The sequence below is a fragment of the Lactiplantibacillus paraplantarum genome (genome assembly GCF_003641145.1).
GTDB lineage: Bacteria > Bacillota > Bacilli > Lactobacillales > Lactobacillaceae > Lactiplantibacillus > Lactiplantibacillus paraplantarum.
Map to the genome: position 1 here is coordinate 1,874,163 of NZ_CP032744.1, position 22,329 is coordinate 1,896,491.

23 protein-coding genes are annotated in these 22,329 nt (G+C 43.8%); 2 read left to right on the top strand and 21 right to left on the bottom strand.

Going from position 1 to position 22,329, the window contains the following annotated elements:
* Positions 1–172 precede the first annotated feature (172 nt).
* Positions 173–913: an amino acid ABC transporter ATP-binding protein gene (locus LP667_RS09205; RefSeq protein WP_021732055.1), complete on the bottom strand. Its 741-nt coding sequence runs from the start codon at positions 911–913 to the stop codon at positions 173–175.
* Positions 906–2,384 (bottom strand): ABC transporter substrate-binding protein/permease, encoded by a 1,479-nt coding sequence (locus tag LP667_RS09210; protein ID WP_021732056.1) that lies wholly within the window; start codon positions 2,382–2,384, stop codon positions 906–908. The genes LP667_RS09205 and LP667_RS09210 overlap by 8 nt, the downstream gene beginning before the upstream one ends.
* A gap of 205 nt (positions 2,385–2,589) precedes the next feature.
* On the opposite strand from LP667_RS09210, the gene LP667_RS09215 reads away from it, so the two are divergent.
* On the top strand, positions 2,590–2,757 hold the full coding sequence (locus LP667_RS09215) for an SPJ_0845 family protein (protein ID WP_021732057.1): 168 nt from the start codon (positions 2,590–2,592) through the stop codon (positions 2,755–2,757).
* A 203-nt stretch (positions 2,758–2,960) separates the two neighbouring features.
* Here LP667_RS09215 and LP667_RS09220 read toward each other — a convergent pair whose 3' ends face one another.
* The 11 genes from LP667_RS09220 to rpsO all read right to left on the bottom strand — a co-directional run bounded on the left by LP667_RS09220 (position 2,961) and on the right by rpsO (position 14,350).
* Positions 2,961–3,368 (bottom strand): iron-sulfur cluster biosynthesis family protein, encoded by a 408-nt coding sequence (locus LP667_RS09220; protein WP_021732058.1) that lies wholly within the window; start codon positions 3,366–3,368, stop codon positions 2,961–2,963.
* A gap of 137 nt (positions 3,369–3,505) precedes the next feature.
* The gene (locus tag LP667_RS09225; RefSeq protein ID WP_021732059.1) at positions 3,506–3,802 is read right to left on the bottom strand and encodes a nucleoside triphosphate pyrophosphohydrolase family protein; all 297 of its coding nucleotides are present in this window, start codon (positions 3,800–3,802) and stop codon (positions 3,506–3,508) included.
* A 1-nt stretch (position 3,803) separates the two neighbouring features.
* A complete protein-coding gene (yihA, locus tag LP667_RS09230) occupies positions 3,804–4,397 on the bottom strand; it encodes a ribosome biogenesis GTP-binding protein YihA/YsxC (protein WP_021732060.1) in 594 nt (197 codons plus the stop codon).
* Between the two features lie 163 nt (positions 4,398–4,560).
* Positions 4,561–5,826, bottom strand: coding sequence for an ATP-dependent Clp protease ATP-binding subunit ClpX (gene clpX / locus LP667_RS09235; protein ID WP_021732061.1), 1,266 nt, complete (start codon positions 5,824–5,826; stop codon positions 4,561–4,563).
* Between the two features lie 276 nt (positions 5,827–6,102).
* Complete coding sequence (gene tig / locus LP667_RS09240) at positions 6,103–7,425, bottom strand: trigger factor (RefSeq protein WP_056988473.1); 1,323 nt, start codon at positions 7,423–7,425, stop codon at positions 6,103–6,105.
* Between the two features lie 202 nt (positions 7,426–7,627).
* Positions 7,628–8,815 carry an elongation factor Tu gene (gene tuf, locus LP667_RS09245; protein WP_021732063.1) on the bottom strand — a complete coding sequence of 396 codons (1,188 nt, stop codon included), beginning with the start codon at positions 8,813–8,815 and terminating at the stop codon, positions 7,628–7,630.
* A gap of 214 nt (positions 8,816–9,029) precedes the next feature.
* Positions 9,030–9,944 (bottom strand): hypothetical protein, encoded by a 915-nt coding sequence (locus LP667_RS09250; RefSeq protein WP_021732064.1) that lies wholly within the window; start codon positions 9,942–9,944, stop codon positions 9,030–9,032.
* Positions 9,945–10,006: 62 nt separating this feature from the next.
* Entirely contained in the window at positions 10,007–11,731 is a 1,725-nt protein-coding gene (locus LP667_RS09255; protein ID WP_021732065.1) for a ribonuclease J, read from the bottom strand.
* 19 nt (positions 11,732–11,750) lie between these two features.
* Complete coding sequence (gene dapA / locus LP667_RS09260) at positions 11,751–12,623, bottom strand: 4-hydroxy-tetrahydrodipicolinate synthase (RefSeq protein ID WP_021732066.1); 873 nt, start codon at positions 12,621–12,623, stop codon at positions 11,751–11,753.
* 118 nt (positions 12,624–12,741) lie between these two features.
* Complete coding sequence (locus tag LP667_RS09265; RefSeq protein WP_021732067.1) at positions 12,742–13,944, bottom strand: MFS transporter; 1,203 nt, start codon at positions 13,942–13,944, stop codon at positions 12,742–12,744.
* Between the two features lie 136 nt (positions 13,945–14,080).
* On the bottom strand, positions 14,081–14,350 hold the full coding sequence (rpsO, locus tag LP667_RS09270; RefSeq protein WP_003639022.1) for a 30S ribosomal protein S15: 270 nt from the start codon (positions 14,348–14,350) through the stop codon (positions 14,081–14,083).
* A gap of 227 nt (positions 14,351–14,577) precedes the next feature.
* Here rpsO and rpsT point away from each other — a divergent pair, with 227 nt between their 5' ends.
* Positions 14,578–14,832: a 30S ribosomal protein S20 gene (gene rpsT / locus LP667_RS09275; RefSeq protein WP_003645660.1), complete on the top strand. Its 255-nt coding sequence runs from the start codon at positions 14,578–14,580 to the stop codon at positions 14,830–14,832.
* A 263-nt stretch (positions 14,833–15,095) separates the two neighbouring features.
* On the opposite strand, the gene holA is transcribed toward rpsT, so the two are convergent.
* The 8 genes from holA to LP667_RS09315 all read right to left on the bottom strand — a co-directional run bounded on the left by holA (position 15,096) and on the right by LP667_RS09315 (position 22,170).
* The gene (gene holA / locus LP667_RS09280) at positions 15,096–16,151 is read right to left on the bottom strand and encodes a DNA polymerase III subunit delta (RefSeq protein WP_021732068.1); all 1,056 of its coding nucleotides are present in this window, start codon (positions 16,149–16,151) and stop codon (positions 15,096–15,098) included.
* Positions 16,102–18,393, bottom strand: coding sequence for a DNA internalization-related competence protein ComEC/Rec2 (locus LP667_RS09285; protein ID WP_021732069.1), 2,292 nt, complete (start codon positions 18,391–18,393; stop codon positions 16,102–16,104). The genes holA and LP667_RS09285 overlap by 50 nt, the downstream gene beginning before the upstream one ends.
* Positions 18,394–18,879: a ComE operon protein 2 gene (locus LP667_RS09290; protein WP_021732070.1), complete on the bottom strand. Its 486-nt coding sequence runs from the start codon at positions 18,877–18,879 to the stop codon at positions 18,394–18,396.
* A gap of 54 nt (positions 18,880–18,933) precedes the next feature.
* On the bottom strand, positions 18,934–19,650 hold the full coding sequence (locus tag LP667_RS09295; protein WP_021732071.1) for a helix-hairpin-helix domain-containing protein: 717 nt from the start codon (positions 19,648–19,650) through the stop codon (positions 18,934–18,936).
* Positions 19,651–19,751: 101 nt separating this feature from the next.
* Positions 19,752–20,801: a SepM family pheromone-processing serine protease gene (locus tag LP667_RS09300; protein WP_021732072.1), complete on the bottom strand. Its 1,050-nt coding sequence runs from the start codon at positions 20,799–20,801 to the stop codon at positions 19,752–19,754.
* The gene (coaD, locus tag LP667_RS09305) at positions 20,794–21,285 is read right to left on the bottom strand and encodes a pantetheine-phosphate adenylyltransferase (RefSeq protein ID WP_021732073.1); all 492 of its coding nucleotides are present in this window, start codon (positions 21,283–21,285) and stop codon (positions 20,794–20,796) included. The genes LP667_RS09300 and coaD overlap by 8 nt, the downstream gene beginning before the upstream one ends.
* Positions 21,286–21,288: 3 nt before the next feature.
* Positions 21,289–21,852: a 16S rRNA (guanine(966)-N(2))-methyltransferase RsmD gene (gene rsmD / locus LP667_RS09310; protein ID WP_021732074.1), complete on the bottom strand. Its 564-nt coding sequence runs from the start codon at positions 21,850–21,852 to the stop codon at positions 21,289–21,291.
* 15 nt (positions 21,853–21,867) lie between these two features.
* On the bottom strand, positions 21,868–22,170 hold the full coding sequence (locus LP667_RS09315; protein WP_021732075.1) for a YlbG family protein: 303 nt from the start codon (positions 22,168–22,170) through the stop codon (positions 21,868–21,870).
* Positions 22,171–22,329 lie beyond the last annotated feature (159 nt).

Consider the following 22,329-nt stretch of genomic DNA (forward strand, 5'->3'; position numbering starts at 1 on the left):
TATACCGCCTGATAGCATGTGGCTCAACCAATCGGCCTGCAAATATGATTTTAATGATACCGATAACGGCTGGTCACAATTGTTTACCAAACCACAGCAAAGCTCGGCTATCATTGACCCAAACAAAAACCGGCCGCCAGAATAATCTGACAGCCGGTTCACATTCTCGTATTTACATTAAAATTTTTGAGAGAAAGTCTTGGGCCCGTTCCGTTTGCGGGTTCGCAAAGAATTCGTCAGGCGTGTTATTTTCTTGAATATAACCATCCGCCATGAACCAAATCCGATCCGCTACTGACTTGGCAAAGCCCATTTCATGCGTTACCACGACCATCGTCATCCCATCCTTGGCCAATTCTTGCATAACATTCAAGACTTCGCCAACCATTTCGGGATCCAACGCAGATGTTGGCTCATCAAACAACATTACTTCAGGATTCATTGCTAAAGCCCGCGCAATGGCCACTCGTTGAGCCTGCCCGCCCGATAGACTACTTGGAAAGGCATCCGCATGATCATCCAACCCTACTCGTTGTAATAGCTCATGGGCGGTCTTAGTCGCCGTTGCATCATCGGTATGTTTGACTTTCATCGGTGCTAACTTGATGTTTTCTAGTACCGTCATATTCGGGAACAGGTTGAAACCTTGAAAGACCATCCCCATCTTTTCCCGTAGCGCATTAACGCTCTTAGTGTCCAGCGTCGTCAAATCTTGTCCCTCAAACGCCACTTGCCCACTGGTTGGCGTTTCTAACAAGTTTAAGCACCGTAAAAAGGTACTCTTACCACCACCAGAAGGTCCAATAACTACAATCACCTGTCCGGGTTCTACTTTTTCGGTAATATCTTTTAAAACAACGTTATCACCGAAGCTCTTCGCAAGGTCTTTAACTTCAATCACTGGTTTAGTCATGTTGCATTCTCCTTTCGAAGTAGTTCAAGATACGTGAAGCCGTAAAGGTCAAGATAAAGTAGAGGACCATAATAACGACAATCGGTGCGACGCCACGATACGTGTCAGAACGAACGATGTTGCTTTGATAAATTAGTTCCGTCACCCCAATAATTGAGACAATCGAACTATCCTTGATCAACGTAATAAATTCATTGCCTAGTGACGGCCAAATATTCTTAAGCGCTTGTGGCAAGACGACGTACCGCATCGTTTCGCCATTAGACATCCCTAAGCTCCGAGCAGCCTCCGTTTGTCCCACATCTACGGAATTGATCCCGCCACGAATGTATTCGGCCACGTAAGCACCAGAATTCAAAGAAATCGCAATAATCCCAGAAGTCAGGGCCGGCAAGTTAACAAAGAGTCCTAACCCAAAATAAACGAACATCACTTGGACCATCATTGGTGTGCCCCGGATAAATTCAACATACGCCGTTGCTAACCAACGAATAGCGGTCTTCAGTGGGTTGCCTTTGGTCATCCGAGCTAAGGCTAGTAGAATCCCAATGATAAAACCGAAGAAAACGGAGCAAACGGTAATGATTAACGTGTATTCAATCCCAGTTGCAAAAGCTTTCCAGTAATGTCCCATTGAGGTGTTAACCGTGTTGGTCTTCAGATACTTACCAGCAGCTGGCAAGTATTGCTTTTTAACTAAATTTTCTTTCTTAATCTGATCAACCGTCTTGTTAACCTTGTTAACTAAGCTAGTTGATCCCTTTCGAAACGCAATTGCTGAACTAGTAGCATCAGAACTCATGTTGAAGTCGCTAGGAATTGCGACTAGATTTTTATTATTTGAAACATAGGCTTCAGCAGACGGCTTTTCCATCGCAACCCCGTCAACTTTATGACTTTGCAACGCCAAGATCAGGTCTGACTGTGAAGTCATCCCCTTTGCCTTCGTATTCGAAGTTTGACTCTTAATGGCATTATATTGCGTGGTCCCGGTCTGGGCACCTAACGTACCACCCTTAAACGAGTCCTTATTCTTATATTTGGCTTTATCGGTTTTGTTGATGACAATGTCATAACCACCCTTGTAATAAACGTGAGTGAAATCAACATTTTTCCGTCGTGATGGCGTTGGATTCATCCCAGAAATAATCATATCGATCTTGCCAGTCTGTAAGGCAACCAACAGTGAATCAAAGGACATCGACTTGACCTTCAACTTAACCCCTAAATCTTTGGCCACCTTTTTACCGATCTGAACATCCATCCCAACGACCTTACTCTTGCCGTTGACCGTCGCCTGGAATTCATACGGCGGATAGTCTGGGGACGTCCCCATAATGAGGACCCCCTTCTTTTGAATCTGCTCTAACGAATTATCAGCCGCTTGTGCATGTTGCGACTGTCCGAGCGGGACAACCGTCATGATCAGGGCCACAATAATGGCTAACAACCACCCAAATCTTTTTTTCATATGCTTTTCTCCTCGTTTGTCATTTACAAGAATAAAGTATAACCGCATATGATTATTTATGCAAGTATTTTTGAAAAATTCTTTATTTTATGCATAAATAGCACTTTTATACACGTATTTGTCCCTTAATTGTGTATAAAAGACGAATAACTGACAAATGACACAAAATTTGCTATCATTAGCGGTAACCGAAAGGAATGATAACATGGCTTTAAAAGTACAACGTCAAGATAACCTTGATAAACTATTTGATAAATTTGCAATCGGTCCTGACGACAAAGACAAGCTAACTACCAAAGCCGTTCAGGAAACAATTGATGAACATGCCCAACGACAACCTAAATCAACCGATAAACCAGTTGATCACAAATAACCAATAATGTATTAGTACCGATTACGTCACAAAAAGAGCCTTCATAACTGAAGGCTCTTTTTCGTTCTTAAGCTTACTTATAAGAATCCATCCCAGAGCACATGACAACTTGGTCCTGCTTATTAGCTGATCGCATCTATTAACGCTCAGCATCCGCACAGCTAACTTTTAACACCAAATTGCGGCCACTGATTAGTGGTTAATTAGCAAATCTTTGTTCCAATCGTTTGCATCTTTTCGCGGCGTTCGGCCTCTGTTTCTGGAGAAACATCGCGCCAATCCACGACTGCCAAGGCGCCATCGAGCATCCCACTATCGTCCTTCAAGGCTAAGGCATTGTGCCAACGAGAAATATTTAACCCGTTACCAAGATAAGCTTCATCGGCAGGAGCGACGTGCATAATATAGCCCGCATTATTTTCAAGCGGTGTTGTATAATCTGGATCAGCTTCCTTTAGAATGACTAGTTGAAATTTATTACCAATAGCACAGCTACCACCTAAACTAGAGTACTTGTTAGAACCATCATCGGTTGTTAAAATAACTTGGCTACCTGCGGGAATCTTGTCAGCTAAATAGGCTTGAGCATCGTCTTTGATATTAATTTTCATTGAAATCATCCTCCGTATCAAAATAATTAAGTTGTGCACAACTCTTTTACAATTATTAATTTACGCCATTTAATCAGTAAATGCAATTATTTGACTCATTTGGGCAAAAAAACACCCACAAATGCGGGTGTCAGTTGCTACTTGACCGGTTTACCATTCGGATACTTGTCGTTTAGCTTGGTAATATTCTGCTGGGCAACTTCTTCAAACGGAATATCAGCCCATTCAGCGACCTGTGATAAGTACCATAAAACGTCACCCATCTGTTTTGTTAACTGATCTTTATTCAATCGTTCGCCGTGAAACGTATACTTTTTAACCAAATCAACGACTTGCCCGGTCTCAGAAGCTAAGCCTAAGGATAAATTCGTCAAAACCTGTTCATTTCCATATAACGTCCGATTTGCTAATGATTGATATTCATTAAATTCCAAGTTAGTTGCCTCCCACAGTATGTGCTTCGATCCATTGCCAAATGGCATCCTTGCCTTCCTTAGTTTTAGCCGAAAACGCAATAAAATCATCCTCAGCTTGGAAGTTAAGTGTTTTCTTAATTAAGCTTTCCTGTTTATTCCATTTACCACGCGGAATCTTATCACTCTTAGTAGCGACGACTAGTAAAGGCATCTGATAGTATCGCATCCACTCATACATGGTAACATCATCTTTGGTAGGTGCATGCCGTGCATCCACTAGAATAATGACGCCACGTAACGTGTCCCGGCTTGTCAGGTACGTCTCAATCATTTGCCCCCATTTCTCACGTTCCTTCTTAGAAACCTTGGCATAGCCATATCCAGGAACATCAACAAAGTATAATTGATCCTCAACTTTATAAAAATTCAGCGTCTGCGTCTTACCAGGTTGACTAGACGTCCGCGCATAGCTATTTCGGTTGATCAAGACGTTGATCAACGACGATTTGCCGACATTTGATCGACCGGCTAGACCAATTTCTGGAAAACCAGTTGTTGGGTACTGACTTGGTGCCACCGCGCTCATGACAAGTTCAACGTTATGCACTTCCATCGAATTAACTCCTTCTGCAATCGTTATTGCATTCATTTTACCATAATTTAAGCGTTCGCTAGGGCCCAACGCTCAAGTTCGATTTAAACAGCATTCAGGACCGCGAATGAATCCTCATCGCGGTCCTGAATGAAAAATGCTATTACGGGCGCTTAAAAAAGCTTTAGGAAGCCTTTTGATCCGCTAAAACAAGTTCTGGTTCGGCATGATCCGCTACCGTTTCGCGGGTAATGATTACTTTCTTAACATCTTCGCGACTTGGAATATCATACATGATATCACGCATGGTGTCCTCGATAATTGAACGTAACCCCCGGGCACCCGTATTGCGGGCTAATGCTTCTTGAGCAATCGCTCGTAAGGCGTCGTCGTTAAAGTCCAATTCAGCACCATCCAAAGCAATCAGACGCTGATATTGCTTAACAAGCGCGTTCTTTGGTTCCGTTAAGATTCGAACCAAATCGTCTTCCGTTAAACGTTCGAGCGCGGTCAAGATTGGAAGACGCCCAATAAATTCAGGGATTAAGCCGAATTGCAAGAGGTCTTCTGGGACAACTTGTTGCATCAGACTCTTGGAATCATCCAAGACTGCATTTTTACCGTCCGTATCAGTTCCAAAGCCAATTGTCTTATCACCTAAACGACGTTTGACGATGTCTTCAATTCCATCAAAGGCCCCACCAACGATGAATAAAATGTTGGTCGTGTCAATCTGAATAAACTCTTGTTGCGGATGCTTACGCCCACCCTGCGGCGGCACATTGGCAATCGTGCCTTCCAAGATCTTCAAGAGTGCTTGTTGAACCCCTTCACCAGAAACATCCCGGGTGATAGAAACATTTTCACTCTTCTTAGCGATCTTATCAATTTCATCAATATAAATAATACCTTTTTCGGCACGTTCAACATCGTAATCCGCATTTTGCAATAACTTCAGTAAAATGTTTTCAACGTCTTCACCCACATAACCGGCTTCGGTTAACGTCGTCGCATCTGCAATCGCAAATGGGACGTCTAAAATCCGGGCTAGGCTTTGTGCCAGGAAGGTCTTCCCAGAACCAGTAGGCCCAACTAAACTAATATTACTCTTTTGTAATTCCGGACCATCATCAGTCTCTTCATCGCTATCAGCCATAGCCTTAACCCGTTTGTAGTGGTTATAAACCGCAACTGAAAGGGTCCGCTTAGCTTCATTCTGACCGATCACATACTGGTCCAACTCGTCTACGATTTCTTTAGGCGTTGGAATATCTGTTAATTCATGCGTTTGTTCTTCACTAAACTCTTCATCGATAATTTCTTTACACAAATCGATACATTCATTACAGATATAAACGCCGGGGCCAGCCACGATCTTTTTAACTTGATCTTGTGATTTACCACAAAACGAGCAGTTCACAGGGCCGTTTGTCTCGGTATTCTCAAACATTCATTCTCACCTCATCGATGTATTTACATGGATTAATCATAACAGAAAAACTAAGCTAAAACCAGCTTAGGCACTGTCTTCTACGTCCATTACTATAACATGGACGAACCCAAACCCGAAATTATTTGTTCAAATGGGTCGTTGAAACCAAATAATCAGCAAACTAACTGGTAACAATCGTTCGTCATCACTTAATTAATCCTTGATTAGCTACCGCTATGTAAAAAAAAGATTATGCCAGAATTAATCTGTCATAACCTTTTACTTGCTTACTAATTAATCTTTGTCGCTGTCATCTTTTTTGTCGTCTGCTTTAGCGTTTTGCTTAGCAGAATCAGCAATTAAGTCAACGGCTTGGCGAATTGCAATGTCATGTGACAACATATCATCAGTTAAAGCACCACGAACAGCGCTTTCTTCCAGGTTGTATTGACTAGCTAAATCCTTAACTTCAGCAGCAATTTCATCCTTAGATGGTTTGATGTTTTCAGCTTCAACAACCGCTTCTAAGACTAAGTTAGTCTTAACCCGGCGTTCAGCATCAGCAGCAAATTGCTTGTGCAAGTCGTCTTCAGTAGTCCCTGTCAACTTGTAATAAGTCTTAGGATCGATTCCTTGTTGTTGCATATTAGCCAAGTATTGGTCCATTTGACGATGAATATCGTCTTCCTTCATGGCATCAGGAATTGCTTGAATTTCGGCATTGTCGACAGCTTGGTTTAAAGCTTCATCTTCAATGGCATCATGAGCAGCAGATTCCTTTTGTTCTTTAAGTTCATCCTTGATCTTAGCTTTTAATTCTTCAAGTGTATCAACGTCTTCGTCAACATCCTTGGCAAATTCATCATCTAATTCAGGGAGTTCCTTAGTCTTAACTTCGTGAACCGTAACCTTGAAAGTGGCTTCTTTATCTTGTAAATCTTCGGCTTGGTAATCCTTAGGGAAGGTTACCTTAACTTCAGTTTCGTCGCCAGCCTTAACACCAACTAATTGGTCTTCAAAACCAGGAATGAATGAGTTAGAACCTAATTCAAGTGAATAGTTTTCAGATTCGCCGCCTTCAAATGGTTCGCCATCAACGAATCCTTTAAAGTCGATGACCACCGTGTCACCATTAGCGGCAGGTTGGTCTTCCTTCAAAACTAATTCAGCTTGCTTTTCACGCCGTGATTCTAATTCAGCGTCAACATCCTTAGCATAGACCCGCGTGTTTTGACGAGTGACACTAAGTTCTTTGTATTGGCCAAGCTTAACTTCTGGTTTAACCGTAACAACGGCTTTTAAAACCCATGGCTTGCCTTTTTCCATGCTGTCAACGTCGATTTGAGGTTGATCAACTGGTTCAATTTCAGTTTCCTTGATTGCTTCTTCATATGCCTCTGGGAGCACGATGTTTAAAGCATCTTGATAAAGGGCTTCTTCACCGTACATTTGATTGAAGATTTGACGTGGAACCTTACCCTTACGGAAACCAGGAACGTTTAAGTTCTTTTTAGTCCGTTGGAAGGCCTTATCAATACCTTCACTAATTTTGTCAGCACCAATTTCGAATGTTAATTCGCCTTGGTTGCCTTCTTTCTTTTCCCACTTTGCAGCCATTGTATTCCCTCCGAAACATTATAATTTCTACAATTCTAGTCAATTGCATACTTGTTAAGTTTAACCTATCGTTCCCGTAAAGTAAACCGAATTGGTTAAAAAAGCGCGTAAGCACGCCATTGATTGTTAATTTCTTTAAAAAAAGCGACTTGGAAGAAGACTTCCAAGTCGCTTAGATCAATCAATGAAAATCAGTTAGAGATTAGTCATCAATTTCTGAAACAACACCGGCACCGACAGTATGACCACCTTCACGAACCGTGAACTTGGTACCCTTTTCGATGGCAGCTGGTTGAATCAATTCAACAGTGAACGTTACGTTGTCACCAGGCATAACCATTTCAACGCCGTCTGGCAATTCAATAACACCAGTGATATCAGTGGTGTGGAAGTAGAATTGTGGACGATAGTTTGAGAAGAATGGCGTATGACGGCCACCTTCTTCTTTGCTCAAGATATAAACTTCACCCTTGAACTTCTTGTGGGTTTGGATCGAACCTGGCTTAGCCAAAACTTGACCACGAACAACTTGTTCACGGTTAACACCACGTAATAACGCACCAATGTTATCCCCGGCTTCACCTAAGTCAAGAGTCTTACGGAACATTTCAAGACCCGTAACAGTTGACTTAAGAACGTCTTCGTGTAAACCAACGATTTCAACTTCATCGCCGACCTTAACAGTCCCACGGTCAATACGACCAGAAGCAACAGTCCCACGACCAGTGATTGAGAAGACGTCTTCAACAGGCATCAAGAATGGCTTTTCAGTATCACGAACTGGAGTTGGGATGTATTCATCAACAACGTCCATTAAGTGCATGATAACCTTTTCTTGTTCTGGGTCGCCTTCAAGAGCTTTAAGCGCTGAACCACGGATAACAGGAATATCGTCACCAGGAAAATCGTATTCTGAAAGTAATTCACGTACTTCCATTTCAACCAAGTCAACTAATTCGTCATCGTCAACAAGATCAGTCTTGTTTAAGAAGACAACGATATAGTCAACACCAACTTGGCGAGCCAAGAGGATGTGTTCACGCGTTTGTGGCATAGGACCATCAGTTGCGGCAACAACTAAGATTGCACCGTCCATTTGAGCGGCACCAGTAATCATGTTCTTAACGTAGTCAGCATGTCCTGGGGCATCGATATGAGCGTAATGACGCTTTTCAGTTTCGTATTCAACGTGGGCAGTGTTGATAGTAATACCACGTTCACGTTCTTCCGGAGCAGCATCGATAGAAGCAAAGTCTTGTTCTTTAGCCAAGCCCTTAGATGCTAATACCTTAGTGATTGCAGCGGTCAAAGTAGTCTTCCCATGGTCAACGTGGCCAATAGTACCAATGTTTACATGGGGTTTTGTTCTTTCATAATGTTCTTTTGCCATTAATGAAACCTCCTGTGATTTTCGCAAGAATAGTGCCGAGGCCAAAATGGTCTCAACAATTCTTTAGTTAGTATTATACTACATCCTAGTGAAAAGGCCAAATCGCGCACCCATCACTGAGAATCCTTAAATATTATATATAGCCTAATCTGATTTGTAAACAGATATTATTCAAAAAATTGATTTTTTGTTAGGAAATTCTTATTAAACACGCTTACTGCTGTAAATCAAGACTAAATTGCTGAATTTTTTGTTGAATTTTCATCATTTTTTCTATTTCTGCTCCCGTGACGGTCACCGCCTGTCCCGTCTGTTGCCAGATTAAAACATCGATCCACGCCGCTGGATCAGTAATAACTACTTTGGCTTGCGGATATAAATACATTAATTGCAATTGTAAAAGTTCCCGTAAGTTTTCATATAGAAAAACATCTTGATTGCCGAGGCGCGCTTTCAAAACTCGATAAACCGCCATACTAGTCTCATCCTGACCAAAGACTGATAGTTTCGCTGGACACAATGTTAGCATTTCATCGTTGAGTAGCCATTGCATCTTAACCATTTCTGGCACGCGTAAATTATATAGCGTATAAAGAACCTCAACCCGCGTTAAAGGGTGCAAAAATGGATCCACTAATAGAAATTTAGCGGCCGTTAAGTAACGTTGGTACGTCAAATGATGGGCTGCTTGTAAACTATCGGCATGCTGCCGCGCCGGCTGATCGGATAGATGATAGAAATGCCGCATCGTTGTCGTTAAAGTCGTTGCAACCGTCTGTTCAGCATTAGTCTCCGCTGCAGCTAGGGTGGCAAGCATCGTTTTTGTCCAACCACTTGATTTACGGGCCATGATCACGATGCGAGCCATAATGAAATCATGATTCGCAATGAGCGCCGTTATATAGAGTTCCGCAGCCCCATCGGTTGCTAAATACTGTGCTTCAAATTCACTCGCATAACTAGCAGCGGCCACGTATTGTTGATCCGCGACCAATGCTTGTACCAAATGATAATTGATTGGTGCCGTTTGTTGAGTTTGATAAACCTGCTCCCACAAACTGGCGGCCTTAGACCACTCCTGAGCTTGGCTGGCTCGCTCGGCTGCTAATTGTGTTTCAGATACCGTCACTTGATTTCGCCCCTCTTCATTGCTACTAAAAAAGTCGGAAGCAACTTCCGACTTTTTTATGATTAAGCTTTAGCGTCACTTTCAGCTGGTGTGGCTGGTTTAGCCTTCTTAGTCCGACGATGGTGCTGATTAACTTCCATAATGACTGGTAAGATAACTGGATGCCGCTTTGTTTGATCCCATAAATAATGGTTCAACTTTTCACGCACCGCTTGTTTGAGGTGACCCCAGTCAAACTCTTTGTTATCCAGATTTTCCTGCACCGTTGTTTTAACCAGCTCAGCGCTTTCCTGCATTAAGTCTTTACTCGTCTTGACATAAACAAAACCACGCGAGGTAATCTTTGGTGTTGCGATAATCTTCTTCTTCTTCCGATCAATCGTGACAACCGCCACAAAAATACCGTCTTCTGACAAGATTTTACGATCACGTAAGACAATGTTACCGATATCACCAACACCGATACCATCAATCATCGTATCACCAACTTCAACGGAGCCGGCTAAATGCATGGTATCCCCATCATAAAGTAATTGGTCCCCTTTAGCTGCGATCAAGACATGGTCATCTGGAATCCCAACTTCGCGGGCAAAGTCAGCATGCGCATCCAACAGTCGGTATTCGCCCTGAATGGGAATAAAGTACTGTGGCTTCATCATATTGATCATTAATTGTAAGTCCCGTTTGGCAGCATGGCCCGACGAATTCATTTCATCCGCAATTGCTTTGACGTCCGCGTCAGCGCGATAAATCATATCACGTGTCTTCGCGACCACGGTTTCCATCGAATGCGATGGCGTCGTTGTAATAAAGACTAAGTCACCTTTCTCGATATTAACCTTGCTCTCCTGCTTATTTGCCATCCGCTGTAGCGCCTTGATGGGTTCACCCATCCGGCCCGTCTGCAAGATAACCACTTGTTCAGGCTTAAGCTTGTCAATTGACTGCAAAGGAACAACGACATTTTCAGGCATGTGTAACTTACCCAGGTCAATAGCCGTCTTGACGATGCTCTCGACATCACCAGGCATCAGAGCAACTTTTCGATCCGACTTCGAGGCGGCATCCAAAACCTGCTGAATGCGCAAAATATTGGAAGCTACCGATGCCACAATAATCCGGCCAGGATGATACTTAAAAGTCTCTAGAACATAAGCCGCAATTTCACGCTCACTTACAGGCTGTTCGTAATTTTCAGCATTGGCCGAATCACTAAGCAGTGCCAAGACACCCTTTGAACCAATCTCTGCTAAGCGTGCAAAATCAGTCTGGTAGTCTCCTGCCGCAGTTGGATCAAACTTAAAGTCACCCGTATAGACGACCTCACCAGCACTGGTTTGTAACACGATTCCCATTGAGTCAGGAATTGAATGGGTCGTCCGGAAAAACGAAACCGTCACTGAACCAAAATCAATTTCGGTCTTCTCGTTAATCACGTGAAAATCATTAAAGTTTTTAGCCTTGGGATCCTTTTGCAATTGAATCTTAGCAAGTTCAATCGTCAATTCTGAGCCGAATACGGGCACGTTAAACTCATTTAAAAAGTATGGTAACGCACCAATAGCGTCAGCATGGCCGTGAGTTAAGAAGACTCCGACGATTCGATCAGCATTTTCCCGCAAATAACTGAAATCTGGAATCACAATATCAATTCCTAATAATTCGTTTTCCGGGTACTTTAGCCCACAATCTAAAATATAAATATCGCCATCGACTTCGACAGCATACATGTTTTTACCGTTTTCACGGACCCCGCCAAACGGGGTAATTTGAATTTTACTACTCAATTATTTCACCTTGATTCTTCTAAATGTTTAATGTTTGAAAAAGTTGTGTTGTCTGCTCAGTACTTAGCGGCAAAATCGGTAACCGTGGATTACCAACAGGTTGCCCTAAATGATTCAATGCCGCCTTGACGGGCGCTGGTGATGGTGCGCTGAATAATGCACTCATCTTCGGCGTTAAATCGCGTTGATACTTTGCCGCCATCGCAATATCGCCTTGATCAATGGCGCTGAACATCGCCGTCATTTCGTCACCATAAATATGACTAGCCACTGAAATAACACCTGCGCCACCAATTTCCTTAGCAGCTAAGCTTTGTGCGTCTTCACCCGTGTAAACCAAAAAGTCAGCTGGTGCATTCTCAACAATGGCACCAAATTCTTCCATCGTCGCACACTGCTTAATTCCAATAATATTCGGATGCTGTGCTAGCGTTAATACCGTTGACACATCCATTTTCACAACGACTCGGCCTGGAATATTATAGATAATTACCGGTAAGCCACCCTGATCAGCAACTGCTGTAAAGTGCGCAATCATCCCAGCTTGGTCCGGCTTGTTGTAATAAGGAACAACCACTAAAGCGGCCTCAATTCCCTTGATCTGACTAACCTTCTTAGTAAACGCAATCGTGGCAGCAGTACTATTAGAACCAGTTCCAGCAACGATTGGAACCCGACCATCAACGATGTCAGCAGCTTTCTTCAATAAAGTTAACTTTTCATCTTCTGTTAACGTCGGTGCTTCACCAGTGGTGCCACCCACCAAAATTCCTTGTGTGCCATGTGCTAATAAATGTTCAATCAAACTCGCTAACCGCTTTTCATCCAATTGTTGGTGATCATCGAAAGGGGTCACCATTGCGGTCATTAAATCAACGTTTGCAAAGTTCATGATCTAAAAACTCCTCTATTAAAATTTACAAGTACCAGCGTACCTGTTCCGATTAAGTAACTCTCCCCAGTTTACCACATTTTAAAGTAAAGCAATAGTTAGACCATTCTTAGACAATTTAATGAGCGCGTTGATGCCTAAAATAAATCAGCCATAAACCTAGCGCCATAAGCTGTAAGCCAGCAGTGACTAAAAAGATGGGTTGATACCCCCACCAGTTGGCAACTAGTACGGCCAAGCCTGGGCCGACGACGTTACCACACGCTTGTGCTGACTGGTTCAAACTGAAAACACGACCAAAAGCAGCGTGCGGAACGTGTTCAACGGTCATCACTTGAAGCGCCGGTAATAGTGCCGCATCCGCAACACCGAGTAGTAACCGTAGAACGACCAGCTGAGCCATCTGGTGAACCATACTGGTTAATAGTAAGTCAACGATTGCTAACGTCAAAAAAATAAGCAGACAACGATTCGCACCTAACCGATCTAAAATACGGCCAACCCGATTAGCCATTAGAATGGTAGCGATTCCCGGTGCAGCAGCTACTACCCCGGTCATCCAAACGATTGTTTGTGTCGATGCTTGGGGAGCCAAGTCCCCAACTAATAAACTTAACAGTGGCGTCACCGCGTTTGTCGTTGCTTGCACAACTAATAACGATGTTAATAAAGCAATGACAAAGTTTCCACCTAATTGTTGTAAAACTGGCCGTAATGGTAGTAGTTCAGCCCGACTAACGGGCATCACTGTCTCCTGCACACCCCACCATGTCATGACAAATACTAGGGCCATCAAGCCGCTGGTTACCATAAAAGCTCCCCGGTAACCTACTGTATTAGCAAGAACACTGCCTAATAACGGTCCCATCAATGTGCCACTAATACTGCCCGTCACTAACCTACTTAACCACTGTCCACGCCGTTCAGCCGGTGCTGTAACTGAGATCAGCGCATTGGCGTTATTGATATAGCCCGAAAAGGCCCCCTGAGCCGCTCGCAAAATTAACAGCACCGCTACGTTAGGGGCCAAGCCTACCCCTAAGATCGTCAGTGTCATCATGCCAGCTGCGCGTAGACACATCAATTTACGTCCCTTTTGATCAGCTAACCGCCCCCACAATGGTGCGACCAGCGCTTTACAAGCATAAGTAATCGCAAAAGCAGCCGCACCTAAAAAATTCAACTGATTCGTAGTGTAGTCTCCCAAAGTCTGAATATATAACACAATAAATGGTAACGTCATCGCATTACCCAAATCTGTAATCAAACTGCCAAACCATAGAACCCGAAAATTACGGGTCAACCTTACCGTCGCTTCCATGAAATCCCCTCAATCACTTTTGAATAAGCAAAAGTATACCGAACGGTTGTTTGGGATTGATAAAGTTTATGTATTGTTTCTGTAATTTTTCGAACAAAAAAAGAACCACCCGTAGGCAGTTCCCATAATCTTAATATTAACGACGAAGACCAAGACTTTGGATTAAGTCACGGTAACGGTTAACGTCTTCTTTACGAAGGTAAGCTAACAAGTTACGACGGTGACCAATTTTCTTCATCAACCCACGTTGTGAATGAAAATCCTTCTTGTGAACCCGTAAATGTTCGTTTAATTCGTTGATGTCTTCCGTTAAAACTGCAACTTGGACTTCAACAGAACCAGTATCGCCTTCGTGACGAGCATACTTGTTAATAAGCTCCGTCTTCTTTTCGCGTGAAATTGCCATGTGTTTCAACCACCTTTCAAATAATTGCCCTAAACTGAGTAAATCGTTGGTGGTGCACGAAAAACTAAGTAAAGGGTTGCTGAACACTTGATATAGTCTAGCAAACTAAGGACTAAAAAGCAAGTTTGAATACATATCAAGATAAATTACTTTACACATAACGGTTGCATTCAGGCCGGGGCTTATGTATAATAGCATTTGTTGAAAAAATGATGGAGGTGAATCTGATGCCAATTATCAAATCCGCTATTGAACGCGTGAAAACAAACAATAAAGCAAACGTCCGTAACACCGCCCAAATGAGTGCGATGCGGACTGCTGTTAAAAAATTTGAAGCTGCTAAAACTGCTGGTGCCGACAACGTCGACGATTTATACTTAGCAGCAACTAGCGCAGTTGACAAGGCTGCTTCTAAAGGTCTTATCAAGCGCAACAAAGCTGCCCGTGACAAGTCACGAATGGCCGCACGTTACGCTAAATAAGCTAATTTTACGCCCGAGCATTGCGACGGCGTTTTTTTGTACCTTCAGCCAAATAAAAGATAGACTGCCAAGATTTAAAAAATCTTGGTAGTCTATCTTTTTAAGGTAACCGCTATCGCCTACATTCATCTTGATAACAACCTTGCTAAAGTTTAACGATTAAACTTCAACCAGGCATCTGTCAGAAATCCTAGTACATTGGCTCAGTAATCCAGTGTGAGAATTAGCGCTCACTAGTAAAAACTCAGCCGTTGCTCGCAAATCTAGGCATGGGTTCCAGCCACCGCTCGCCGCTCATTAACAAATTGAACCATGAACAATTCAAAAAGCAATTCGGGATCGCGCTGAGTCGTTTTCATCTGTACTTCTGTTTGTAATAATCCCAAGTAAGCTGCTCGTAATGCGGCCTGATCAAAGTGGCGGACCGTCTGCATCGCCAACTTGACCCGATATGGATGCACTTTGAGTGTACTAGCTAAACTGCCCTGACTGTAACCGGCCCGGGCCATAATTTTAACTTGTAATAATAAGCGAAACTGTCCCAATAAAATGGCATTGATTTTTAACGGTGCTTCCTGAGCCGCCACGAGCTCGTGATACAGTTCAACAGCTGGTTGTGTCCGATATCGTAACACGTCGTTGACCAAATCAAAGACATTCTGTGTCAACGACTTAGTGACTAAGGATTGAACCGCCGCCAAATCAATTTGTTGGGACTGCGCCGCATAAATCATTAGCTTAGGCAATTGCCCCATAATCAATCCCAACTGTCCATCCGTTCGATTAACCAATTCTTGTAGCGCGTCAGCATCAATTCGAATCTGCTTTTCGTCCAGAGCTGCCTGTACATAACGTTGCGTTTCAACCTCAGACACTTGATTGATTTCAATCATTGTCGCTTGCTTTTTCAAAGTTTTAACAAGTTTTTTGCGCGCATCCAACTTCTCATAAGGCGCCATGAGCACCAAAATAGTCGTGGGCTCTGGTTGTTCAAAATAATGCTGTAGCGATTCTAAATCGTGATCAACTTTGGTCTTTTTATTCTCACCCGTTAAAAAATACGGATGGTTAATAAAAACCAAGCGTCGATCACCAAAAAACGGCGCTGACATTGCATCATCCAAAGCAACGGCTACCGGTGTCGTTTCCATGTCATAACTGCCGACGTTCATCGTTTGTTCTTCACTTGGAATTTGTTGCATCAACGCTTGTTTGAGCTGATCGGCTAGGTAGTCAACCGTTCCCAAAATAACATAGACCGATGCTAATTCACCTTTGCGAATCGATTTTAACGCTTGTTGTGCGTTGATGACGATCACCCTCCTTTAAAAATGTTTGCCAACGGCCCTTCCGATGATTAAAAAAGCGATACGTAATCATTCCTTGTAAAGCCGTTGAATAAGTCTCTATATGTTGAGCTGTTAATGTCGTCAAGGTTTCTTGATTGGGATGACCATAACGATTATGGCGTCCCACCGATAACACACCACGTTGGACGCCCAATTGTCGCAATGCCAGTGGATCAGACGCCGTTTTACTACCATGGTGGCCTAACTTGAGCACGTCCACGCGCAGTTGGGGATAGCGGGCGACGATTGCCCGTTCTCCTGCCCGGTCAAGATCACCGGTAAACATAAAACGCTGCTGTCCATAAACACCCGTCAGCACTAACGAATCTTCATTCTCAGCACGCCCAGGTTTAAACGGATGGACAGCCACTAAACCATCCGCAAATGTTTGACCAGCGAGGGCCTCAACCACTTTCGGCCGCTTTTTAGCTGGTAGCAACAATTTCTGAAACTTAGCTAAATGTGCCATCCCCGCTGGAACTACCACCTGATTAACTGGCATCAGTCGTAACAGCTCGCCCAAATCACCGATATGATCAACATCCTTGTGTGACAAATAAACTGTATCTAAGTGTCTAATCCCTAGACGATGTAAATAATTGACTGTAATGGTTTCAACACGTGATTTAGAAGTTAGGCCATCATCTTGCCAGCGAGGCCGTGGAAAATGCAATTGTCCACCGGTATCAATCAAACTGACCTGACGATTAAACGGTTGGCGAATCAAAATCGAGTCGCCTTGGCCAACATCGATAAATTGAACAGTGCCATGCAGTGGAAAGCGCATGCTGATACCAAAACATGTATATGCTAATAATAATCCCCAACAATACCGACGTTTTGGTGTTCGTAATAGCCATAAACTCAGCAAACTGAGCCCCCACGCCCACAGCGCATTCGGTTGACCAATGACCAGTAATCCCGGCCAATGACTGACCCAATCAAGCCAATTCTGAAAGCTCGCCAAAACCCACTCACACATACTGGTGACTAATGGAAATACTAAGCCCACGCTAGCTCCAATGACGGTCACTGGTAGCAATACCCAACTAAAAATCGGCGCCACTATTAAGTTAACTACTAGTGACCACAGGTGCCACTGGGCAGTTGCCACCAATAACACCGGTAAACTAATAACTTGAACCCAGACGGCTAGTCGCCACGTGGGCAAGCCCGGCATTAAGATGAGCAATAACGCCAGACCATAACTGAGCTGACCACCTAACTGACTCAATACTAAGGGATTATGGACGATTCCGATTATCAGTGCCATACTCCAACCACTCAACGAACCACTCGATTGCCGTGTCAGCAGTTGCCAAACAATCGGCAAGGCCGCCGTCACCACTGCTCGTTGTAAGCTATCGGCACCACCACCCAGCACAAGGTATGCTGGTAAAAGCCCTAGCAACCAGCAGTCAATGGCTTGGTGACTTAAATGTAACCGCAGCAACAGCCATTGTAAAAATGCAACCAATAAAATAACGTGCATCCCCGACAAACTAAATAGATGCAACAACCCCAGCTGTTGTACTGCACCCATAGTCGCCTGAAAATCCGCCGGCCGCATCCCCACTAATAAGCTGGTTGCATAGCGACTGAGCGTCGGTGGGAGCCGCTGACACGTCTGAAAAAACATTTGTCGCCAACGATGTAATTGGTCAAGCAGTCGTCCCCAACCACGCCGCGGTGCCGTCCTAACTTGCTTGACAGCCGTTACAGTGAGTTGGCGTGCAATCCCTTGACTACGATAATATTTGGGCGCGTCAAACTGACCTGGATTCGTTGGTGGTGCAATCGCATCAAGTTTGCCTTGCACCCGCCACGTCGTTCGTCGAGCAATCTGGCCCAATTGTTGTTTTTCAATCGCTCGTTTCAATTGGCCCTTGACTAATAATTTACCCACCGGACTCGTAGCAACCATCTGATACTGACTACCACGTAGCGTAATTGCATCCGGTTGAACCGTCAAATTAATCGTTACCATCTGACTGGGCTGCCGAACCAAGTTTGTAAAACGTTGGTTTTGCCAACTCAACCAACCAGTCATGGGTACTAAACAGAGTATCGTCACCAGTAAGCAATGACGATCTCGTAATCGTACGACTCGCCATAACCAGATGAATAATAATCCAGCCGCTAGCCATTGTTGGTCAACTAACCAACTACTAAGTAAACCGCACGCAATTGCGGCAAAAAACAGTGCCCGCAACTAGTCACGGTCTAATAAGATTTGATCAAGATTCAACTTATCTAAGTCTGATTGATCAAACTTAACTTGTTGCAACGCCACGTGTTTCCGTTCAATCAAGGACATCGCATAAGCATCATTATGATAATTACGCAAATAATGAATTTTTTGAATTCCAGCTTGTAATAACATCTTCGTACATTGCAAACAAGGAAAGTCAGTGACATAGATTTCGGCACCAGCCGTCGCCACCCCAAACTTAGCACATTGCAAAATCGCATTCATTTCCGCATGAATCGTCCGCACACAGTGCCCGTCAACCAAATAGCAGCCTTCATCAATGCAATGCACGTCACCAGATACTGAGCCATTGTAGCCACCCGCAATAATTCGTTTGTCACGCACAATCGTCGCGCCGACCGAAAGCCGTTCACACGTGCTCCGACTAGCCAGTAAGACAGCCTGCATCATAAAATATTGATCCCATGGAATTCGTTGATCTCTCATTACTTTATGCCTCACTTTCAATGACAGTAGTATACCAAATTGTTTGCTTTGAAACTAGACGGTCAGTTGGTCTTTATACTTCGCCACTGTTTTTTCACCAAAGCCACTAACATTTTTCAAATCATCAATCGTCTTAAAATTACCATGTTGCTGGCGATAATCAATAATTTTTTCCGCTTTCTTTTGCCCAATTCCACTTAATTTTTGTAAAGCAGCCACATCCGCAGTATTAAGATTAACCTTATCCGTCGACGAATGAGCACCACCAGACACTTCCAAATTAGAACTAGCTGATGGCGTCACCGGTGGTTTGACCACAGTTAAAGGCTGTTCACCCTTAACTGGTACGTAAATAACTTGTTGGTCAGTGACTTTAGCAGCCAAGTTAACTTGCTGAGCATCGGCTTGTGGCTGCATGCCTTGCGCCAACTGAATGACATCTGCCACCCGCATACTTGCTGTAATCTGATACAACCCCGGCTTATTAACTGCACCCTTAACATCCACATACCCTGGTAAATCATTGCCTGCCTGACTGCCAGCCGGATTCACTGATACTGTTCCCGTTGCCGACGTACTAGTGGCCGTTGTTGAACGTGCACTTGTCCTATCGCCTACTGATTCTGAACTAGCCAGTAACTCATTGGGAACAGCTGATTGCGGTTGTCTAAGCTGACTAAGGGCCCACCCCGTTATCAAAATAATGATAAGCGCACTACCAATTCCAACGATACGCCAATGTGCTTTAAGTAATTTGATCCAAGTCATCATTTATTTTCACCCCTTCGACTCATAGTTACGAAGAAGGTGTCTCAGACCATGAAAAAAGTTTGGGTTTTATCCCAAACTTTTTTTCTAACTTGAACCCAATCTTAATTCGGATGGGTCTGCAAATAATGAACCGCCTGTTTAAAAGACGTCACCGGAATGACTTTCATGTTCGGTGCGTACTTTTTAGCGGTCGCTTTGGCTAACTGATAATTAGTTTGCCCTTTTTCTTCAACGGCTAACAACGCTTTGGTTGGCTTGACATACGGTGCAAAGAAAATCGTTGCGCCCGCGCGTTTTGCGGCGATCACTTTCTTATCAATCCCGCCAATTTCACCAACTTGGCCATTCTGATCAATTGTTCCAGTACCAGCAATTTTACGCCCATGCCGCAAATTCTGATTGGTTAATTGTTGATAAATTTGTAAACTAAACATTAATCCAGCTGACGGTCCACCAATTTGGCCGGGATCAACCTTAACTGGGATGGCCGTTGTGACCTTGATATTATCAGTCAACCCAATCCCGATGCCGGCACGGTGGGTGCTCAACTTGACCAAGGGCGCGGTGGCCTGCTTGGTATCGCCATTACGCCGGTACGTAATCGTCACCCGGTGGCCCACCCCCTGCCGACCAATATAATGTTGGTAAGCACTCGCCGTGTTAAAATGGTGCCCATCAACTTTGGTAATGGTATCGCCAACTTTTAATTGGTGCTTAAACTTCGAATTAGGCTGAACGGTCAAGACATAAATTCCTTGATAAGTCTTATGATAAGCTTTATGGGCGGCCGAATACGCCGTCGCAATCGCCTCATTAATCGCACTACGCATATAAAATTTTTGAACGCGATTATAGGTCGCGTCATCTTGACCACCCGTCATATCCTGCGCACTAACCACATCATAATGTGGATTCAACTGTGCATATAACCACAGTATGGGTGTCGCCGGCGCTTCTGCCACCGAAGTCAACATAAATTTACCACGGTGATGATCTGGATGACGTTTAACGGTGACAAACGTTTTTAAGTTATCCGCACTTCCCGGCCCCTCTATATAGTACGGTAACGGTACCAAAAACAGGGCCAGAACCACCAGTACGACGACTAGTATGCCCCAATACCGGCTTAATAGCTGTCGTACTTTAGTCATGTTGATCATTTCCTAAACGTTGGTGTAGTTTTTGTGCCACTGCGGTTGGGACATACTTCGAAACATCGGCCCCCATCTTAGCGACTTCTTTAATTAAACTAGACGAAAAGTAAGCATACGGCGGTCGAGCAATTAGACAAATCGTTTCGATCGTCTCATCCAACGACTTATTCATCCACGCGATGTCACGTTCATAGCCAAAATCCTGCTCATTGCGTAGTCCACGTACTAACACGGTGGCGTGGACGCTCGCCATAAAATCGACGGTCAATCCGGTCGCTGCTTGAACTTCAACATTGGGTAGTTCCGCGACTTCATCGCTGATCATCGCTACCTTTTCAGCCATCGTAAACAAGGGTTGCTTACTCGTATTGACCATCACAGCAACGATCAGATGGTCAACAAACCGACTAGCACGCTGAATCATATCTAAATGTCCACGCGTAATCGGATCAAAACTTCCTGGAAAAACTGCTGTCACCATAATTTACCCAACCTCCGTTACTTTTTGGTAAATGGTAATAACTGTAATACCATAATCTTGTTGTCGAACCAATTCAAAACCTGACAACGTTGTTGGCAAGTTCGCATTGGTATCAGTTTCACAGACAATTCGACAACCCGAATTCAGTAATCCCAATGTATCACAACGTTGAATATCCTTAACAATTTGCTGTTTAGCATACGGCGGATCTAAGAATACCCAATCAAAGCGTTCATTTTGAGTTGCTAACCGGTCTAAAACTCGTTCAGCATCCCCCTTAATGACTTCAAAACGGTCGGGTGCCTTCGTGACGGCAATATTATCCTTAATCGTCTTGATGGCTTGGTACTGCCGATCAATCAAGACCGCCCGGGTCACCCCCCGTGAAACAGCTTCAATACTTAAGCCACCACTACCCGCAAACAAATCTAGGGACTGACCACCATCAAAGTAAGGCCCAATAATATTAAAAACAGCTTCTTTCACTTTATCTGTCGTTGGCCGGGTCTGCATTCCTGGTACGGCTTTTAACCGCCGGCCACCAAAGTCTCCTGCTACAATTCGCATCTCATCTTCACCAACTTAATCCTCATCATCGTCATCCGGTGCTCCGGTCGTGGTCGGTTTAAAGAACCCTTGATCCACGCGTTCACCAAAGTTCATAGCAACGTCCGGTCGGTATGACGGCTCAACCTTACGAACAAAATTTAATTTTTTGATTTTAGTGGTTGCCGCTGGAATCTGATTTTCATCCATGTACAAGACCACATAATGTTCCTTGCGTGATTGGTATTGAATTAACCCAAACCGCTTTAATTGGCGCACCTGCTTCATCGAATGCATATAGACGATGAGCGACCGGCGCGGTTTAACTGTAAAATCCATCGAACCTCACCTCTTCTACTAGCGTTGTTGTTTAAATGTTAGGCTAGATTCCGTATTTCGTCAACTAAGTTCTTTAGTTCCATATTGAATTTCAGCATTTCGCTAGCCTGTTAGACGACCTAAATTAAAAAATCACTAGCAGCCTGAGCCACTAGTGAT

Excerpts from the sequence above, each read along its gene's own strand:
- LP667_RS09205 (WP_021732055.1), bottom strand. The coding sequence starts at position 913 with ATGACTAAACCAGTGATTGAAGTTAAAGACCTTGCGAAGAGCTTCGGT.
- LP667_RS09210 (WP_021732056.1), bottom strand. The coding sequence starts at position 2,384 with ATGAAAAAAAGATTTGGGTGGTTGTTAGCCATTATTGTGGCCCTGATC.
- LP667_RS09215 (WP_021732057.1), top strand. The coding sequence starts at position 2,590 with ATGGCTTTAAAAGTACAACGTCAAGATAACCTTGATAAACTATTTGAT.
- LP667_RS09220 (WP_021732058.1), bottom strand. The coding sequence starts at position 3,368 with ATGAAAATTAATATCAAAGACGATGCTCAAGCCTATTTAGCTGACAAG.
- yihA (WP_021732060.1), bottom strand. The coding sequence starts at position 4,397 with ATGGAAGTGCATAACGTTGAACTTGTCATGAGCGCGGTGGCACCAAGT.
- clpX (WP_021732061.1), bottom strand. The coding sequence starts at position 5,826 with ATGTTTGAGAATACCGAGACAAACGGCCCTGTGAACTGCTCGTTTTGT.
- tig (WP_056988473.1), bottom strand. The coding sequence starts at position 7,425 with ATGGCTGCAAAGTGGGAAAAGAAAGAAGGCAACCAAGGCGAATTAACA.
- tuf (WP_021732063.1), bottom strand. The coding sequence starts at position 8,815 with ATGGCAAAAGAACATTATGAAAGAACAAAACCCCATGTAAACATTGGT.
- dapA (WP_021732066.1), bottom strand. The coding sequence starts at position 12,623 with ATGAACTTTGCAAACGTTGATTTAATGACCGCAATGGTGACCCCTTTC.
- LP667_RS09265 (WP_021732067.1), bottom strand. The coding sequence starts at position 13,944 with ATGGAAGCGACGGTAAGGTTGACCCGTAATTTTCGGGTTCTATGGTTT.
- rpsO (WP_003639022.1), bottom strand. The coding sequence starts at position 14,350 with ATGGCAATTTCACGCGAAAAGAAGACGGAGCTTATTAACAAGTATGCT.
- rpsT (WP_003645660.1), top strand. The coding sequence starts at position 14,578 with ATGCCAATTATCAAATCCGCTATTGAACGCGTGAAAACAAACAATAAA.
- LP667_RS09290 (WP_021732070.1), bottom strand. The coding sequence starts at position 18,879 with ATGAGAGATCAACGAATTCCATGGGATCAATATTTTATGATGCAGGCT.
- LP667_RS09295 (WP_021732071.1), bottom strand. The coding sequence starts at position 19,650 with ATGATGACTTGGATCAAATTACTTAAAGCACATTGGCGTATCGTTGGA.
- LP667_RS09300 (WP_021732072.1), bottom strand. The coding sequence starts at position 20,801 with ATGACTAAAGTACGACAGCTATTAAGCCGGTATTGGGGCATACTAGTC.
- coaD (WP_021732073.1), bottom strand. The coding sequence starts at position 21,285 with ATGGTGACAGCAGTTTTTCCAGGAAGTTTTGATCCGATTACGCGTGGA.
- rsmD (WP_021732074.1), bottom strand. The coding sequence starts at position 21,852 with ATGCGAATTGTAGCAGGAGACTTTGGTGGCCGGCGGTTAAAAGCCGTA.
- LP667_RS09315 (WP_021732075.1), bottom strand. The coding sequence starts at position 22,170 with ATGGATTTTACAGTTAAACCGCGCCGGTCGCTCATCGTCTATATGCAT.